The 4,156-nt window shown below is 58.3% G+C and carries 6 protein-coding genes; 4 read left to right on the plus strand and 2 right to left on the minus strand.

Features of this window, described 5'->3' with window-relative positions; all coding sequences use genetic code 11:
• Window positions 1-226: GTPase (locus NCN04_RS08835; protein ID WP_250395843.1), on the minus strand; the 226-nt coding region annotated here is incomplete at its 3' end.
• Window positions 227-359: 133 nt separating this feature from the next.
• On the opposite strand from NCN04_RS08835, the gene NCN04_RS08840 reads away from it, so the two are divergent.
• Complete coding sequence (locus NCN04_RS08840) at window positions 360-743, plus strand: L,D-transpeptidase (protein WP_250395844.1); 384 nt, start codon at window positions 360-362, stop codon at window positions 741-743.
• A 194-nt stretch (window positions 744-937) separates the two neighbouring features.
• Window positions 938-1,201 carry a DUF3104 domain-containing protein gene (locus NCN04_RS08845; protein ID WP_250395845.1) on the plus strand — a complete coding sequence of 88 codons (264 nt, stop codon included), beginning with the start codon at window positions 938-940 and terminating at the stop codon, window positions 1,199-1,201.
• Between the two features lie 377 nt (window positions 1,202-1,578).
• Here the strand turns inward: NCN04_RS08845 and NCN04_RS08850 are convergent, their stop codons facing one another.
• On the minus strand, window positions 1,579-2,040 hold the full coding sequence (locus NCN04_RS08850; RefSeq protein WP_250395846.1) for a DUF1823 family protein: 462 nt from the start codon (window positions 2,038-2,040) through the stop codon (window positions 1,579-1,581).
• Between the two features lie 122 nt (window positions 2,041-2,162).
• On the opposite strand from NCN04_RS08850, the gene dusB reads away from it, so the two are divergent.
• Window positions 2,163-3,158, plus strand: a complete 996-nt coding sequence (gene dusB / locus NCN04_RS08855; RefSeq protein WP_048345870.1) for a tRNA dihydrouridine synthase DusB — start codon at window positions 2,163-2,165, stop codon at window positions 3,156-3,158.
• A partial coding sequence (locus tag NCN04_RS08860; protein WP_250395847.1) for a glycosyltransferase family 2 protein occupies window positions 3,155-4,156 on the plus strand: 1,002 nt, incomplete at its 3' end. The genes dusB and NCN04_RS08860, both read left to right, overlap by 4 nt.

Below are 4,156 nucleotides of genomic sequence, written 5' to 3' on the forward strand. Positions count from 1 at the left end.
GCTCGCGGATCTCAGGAAGAAACTCACTGTCGTCATCGAACACCAAGCCTCCGGTGTCCACCACCTTGAATTCTCGATCGCCCCAATACCCGTCTTGATAGGTGCGATCTCGCGTCACACCTGGCTGGTCGTGAACGATGGCCTCACGACTTCGACAGAGACGGTTCACCAAGGTGGACTTGCCGACGTTGGGACGCCCAATGATTGCGACGACCGGACGTGCCAAGACAGGAGCCAAGAAAAACTTTCTTGACAGTACAGAGGTGACCCATCACAGAAATGCGAAATCATTCAGAACGAGACGAATGAGACGCATGCGACACAGCTAGGTCTGTGACAGCGACGCCAGCGGCACAATCATGCTTGAGCTCATTGCAACGCTCGTGGTCGATCTCTCCGATCAGACCCTCACAGTGCTTAACGAGCAAGCGCAAACCGTCCGAGTGATTCCCGTGAGCACGGGCAAAGCCTCGTCCCCCACTCCCACGGGCCATGCCTCCGTGCTCACGAAGTACCGCTCGGTGACGATGCGAGGGCGCACCTATGTCTCTCCCAACGTGCCCTACGCCATGTGCATCACTGCCAACGAGGCCATTTGCATGCACGCTGCTCCCTGGCAAGAAGACGCTGGCCAGTCCTTTGGCGTGCCCAGGAGCCACGGCTGCGTGCGCATGCCGACTCAACAGGCTCGCTGGCTGTTCGAAAACACACCCAAAGGCACCAAGGTCATCATCCAGGCCTGAAGATCAATCCCATCAATCCGACCGAAGAAACTCAGCCATAGCAACGACTCCAAGAATCAACCCTTTCAGGCCTCGTCACCTCTGGCGGCAACTGAAAGGGACAACCGGAATCGGCACACCTTGAAGCGCTTGACCGACGCACGCGCGTGACCTAGAACCAGGCAAATAGCTCATATGTACCAATGAGCAACTCAATGGCTGAAGCGAAGGCTCCAGCGTTCCTGAACGTCAAGCCTGGTGACTACGTGATCATCCAGGCAGAGCAACGGGTCGCCTTGGAACCCGATGCCAATTGGTGGATGGGACAAGTCGTCTTCTGCGAAGGGGGCGCTAGAGACCCAAGAGTGAACACGATGTTCCAGATCGCCAACGTGGATGACGGCTGCATCCTCTGGGTCAACGCGGATGAAGTCACGCATGTCGTCAGGTCCTTCGATGACCTGACGCTCAACGCTTGACCCACCAACGGGGAGGAGAACCGCCCTTCAACGCAAGGACCGTATGTCTTACAACTTGCGAAGAGGAGCTTCGGTGGAACGGAGATCCTGACGGGAGGGGTTAGACACCCTCCTTTTTTGTGCCCAAGGGGAAATAAGCACTTGTCTCTACGGACACCTGCCTTCTCTGCAGCCATGTTGATCATGAGGCGAAGCACCCCCGTGATCGCCGAAGAGAACAGTCAGCAGAGGACGACTGTTCTTTTTTTATGCCCGCATCGTGATGCGGATGGATCAATACGCACAAGGCCATTCGACTAGGCCTCCTTGTCATGAAGCCCATGCGGGGGCAAGGCTGTTCCGTTGGTCAGGCATTCAAAAGCCTCGAGACCTAAGCCTCAACGCACAGGGAGATCACCGGGATGGCCGCTCACTGGGTTGAGCGGCGGATCGAGCAGCAATGGCAAGGGTCCCTCCTCCTCCAGCACTTTCTCATGGGATGCCAGCCAAGCCAGAAGCCAATTCACGGCAGTAGCCCGACGCGTTCGTCGTGGGTAAAGCTCCCCGATTCGATACCCGGCAAACTTCAACTGCTCTTTCAATAGCTGTTTGTGCTCGCGTGGAATCGAGCGGGTGAGTTGCACGGAGGCGGGGCGAATACTGATCACTTCGGGGGCCTGGGGGAACGCCTCTCGCCACGCCGAGGGTGTCTCAGGCCCAGCCAGCCAGATCAGTCCCTCCCCATCCGGCTGGTACCCCAAGCGCTCCCAAACCCGCTCTGCCACAAAGCGATCACTCACTCGGTCGTCCAGGATTCGATCCAACAACAAGCGACTAAGCGGCCAAGGGGTAGGGGGCATGCGAGCAGACCGAAGACATCCATCCTTCGCCCCATCGTCTTGCCTTGACAAGTCCAAACGTCCGATCAACTCTCAGACCAACAGCCTGACCAGCAGAATGAATAGGTCTTCGGCCTCTGGCCATGCCGCTGAAGATTCAGGGTCGACTTTTAGAGCGACAACTCAGATGCCGCGCACTGCAATCCCCTCTCGCTGGCGTCAGCGATCGGATTTTTAGGCAACTGGTGCGCCGCTGGGCTCCCGATGCATTGCTATTTACCGAAATGGTGAATGCCACCAGCCTTGAATTGGGCCACGGACAACTCAAGATGGACGGTCTGCAGGACGAAACAGGGCCCATCGGGGTACAGCTGTTTGATCACCATCCCGACGCCATGGCCGATGCAGCCCGTCGTGCGGCCGATGCCGGGGCCTTTCTGATCGACATCAATATGGGCTGTCCTGTACGCAAAATCGCCCGAAAAGGCGGTGGCAGCGGTCTGATTCGTGACCCGGATCTGGCTTGCAGAATTGTCGACACCGTAGTGGCCGCAGTGGGACTTCCGGTCACGGTGAAAACCCGTCTCGGCTGGTGTGGTGAACACAACGCTGTAGGGGCTGAGGCAGCCGTGAACTGGTGCCGACGCCTGGAGGAGGCAGGGGCGCGAATGCTGACGCTCCACGGGCGCACGAGAGAGCAACGCTTCAGCGGCACTGCGGATTGGAACGCCATTGCCGCTGTCAAAGCAGCCCTCAGCATTCCCGTGATCGCCAATGGGGATGTCAACAGCCCTGAGAAAGCACTGCGTTGTTTGCGCATCACCGGCGCCGATGGCGTGATGGTGGGTCGCGGAAGCATGGGTGCCCCTTGGCTTGTGGGCCAAATCGATGCAGCACTCAGTGATCGACCGATTCCAGCCACACCCGCACCGATGGCGCGCTTAGCCCTCGCCAAGGAGCAACTCCTGGCGCTGATCGAGGCTCGTGGAGATCACGGCCTCTTGATTGCCCGGAAACACATGAGCTGGACCTGCACTGGCTTCCAGGGCGCATCCCAGTTTCGGCAACAGCTGATGCGCGCGCCCACGCCCGCCACGGCCCTTGATTTGCTCGATCAACAGATGCAGCGAATGGAATGAATGCGTTGTTGCTTCTGCTGCTGCTCTGGCCGCTCTGGCTGATCCGTCGACCCGAACAAGACACCCCGATCTGGGGACGGCGCAGCCTGATCCTGCTAATCAGTCTGTTCACCTTTCGCTATTTGATCTGGAGAGTGACCTCCAGCCTCAACTTCGATAGTCGCTTATCGATCACCCTCAGCATGCTGCTCCTGCTCGCTGAGGCCTGGTTGCTGCTCGTTGGATTGGTACCGCTCTGGCTGGCTTGGAGGAGGTTCCCCGATCGCCGCTTCGAGATCAATGACCGACAAAAGCGCTGGGCTGAAAGCGGCTGGGAACCACACGTGGACATCTTGGTTCCCACCTATGGCGAGCCCATCAAGGTGCTCGAACGAGCCCTGATTGGCTGCACAAACTTGTCCTATCCCCACACCAAGGTGTGGGTTCTCGACGACAGCGGTCGTCATGAGGTGAAAGCGCTCGCTACCGAGCTCGGGTGTCGTTACTTGCACCGAGCGGAGCGCGTCAATGCCAAGGCTGGCAATCTCAACCATGGTTTGCGCCACTGCCGAGGAGAGCTGGTTGCCGTCTTCGACGCCGACTTCATTCCCCAACGCACCTTTCTTGATCGCAGCATTGGATTCCTTCTCGAACCTGAGGTTGCGCTCATTCAGACCCCTCAAACCTTCATCAACGCCGACCCAGTGATGCGCAATCTGGGGATGGAAAACTGGCTTTTATCTGATGAAGAAAGTTTCTACCGCTGGATTCAACCGGTCCGGGATGGCTGGGGGGCCGTGGTGTGTGCAGGCACATCGTTTGTGGTGAAACGGAAAGCACTCGACCAAATCGGTGGCTTCGTGGAACAAGCCATCTCTGAGGATTTCGTGACCGGCATCAGCCTGACCCGTCAGCACTGGCGACTGCTTTATCTGCAGGAAAAGCTCAGCGCTGGCTTGGCAGCGGAAACGATGGCTGATTTCGTGCACCAGCGCCAACGCTGGGCCTCTGGCACGTTG

Source organism: Synechococcus sp. MU1655 (genome assembly GCF_023630655.1).
Classification (GTDB): domain Bacteria; phylum Cyanobacteriota; class Cyanobacteriia; order PCC-6307; family Cyanobiaceae; genus Synechococcus_C.

What these genes read in the sequence shown, in the direction of transcription:
- NCN04_RS08840 (WP_250395844.1), top strand. Translation starts at nt 360, where the DNA reads ATGCTTGAGCTCATTGCAACGCTCGTGGTCGATCTCTCCGATCAGACC.
- NCN04_RS08845 (WP_250395845.1), top strand. Translation starts at nt 938, where the DNA reads ATGGCTGAAGCGAAGGCTCCAGCGTTCCTGAACGTCAAGCCTGGTGAC.
- NCN04_RS08850 (WP_250395846.1), bottom strand. Translation starts at nt 2,040, where the DNA reads ATGCCCCCTACCCCTTGGCCGCTTAGTCGCTTGTTGTTGGATCGAATC.
- dusB (WP_048345870.1), top strand. Translation starts at nt 2,163, where the DNA reads ATGCCGCTGAAGATTCAGGGTCGACTTTTAGAGCGACAACTCAGATGC.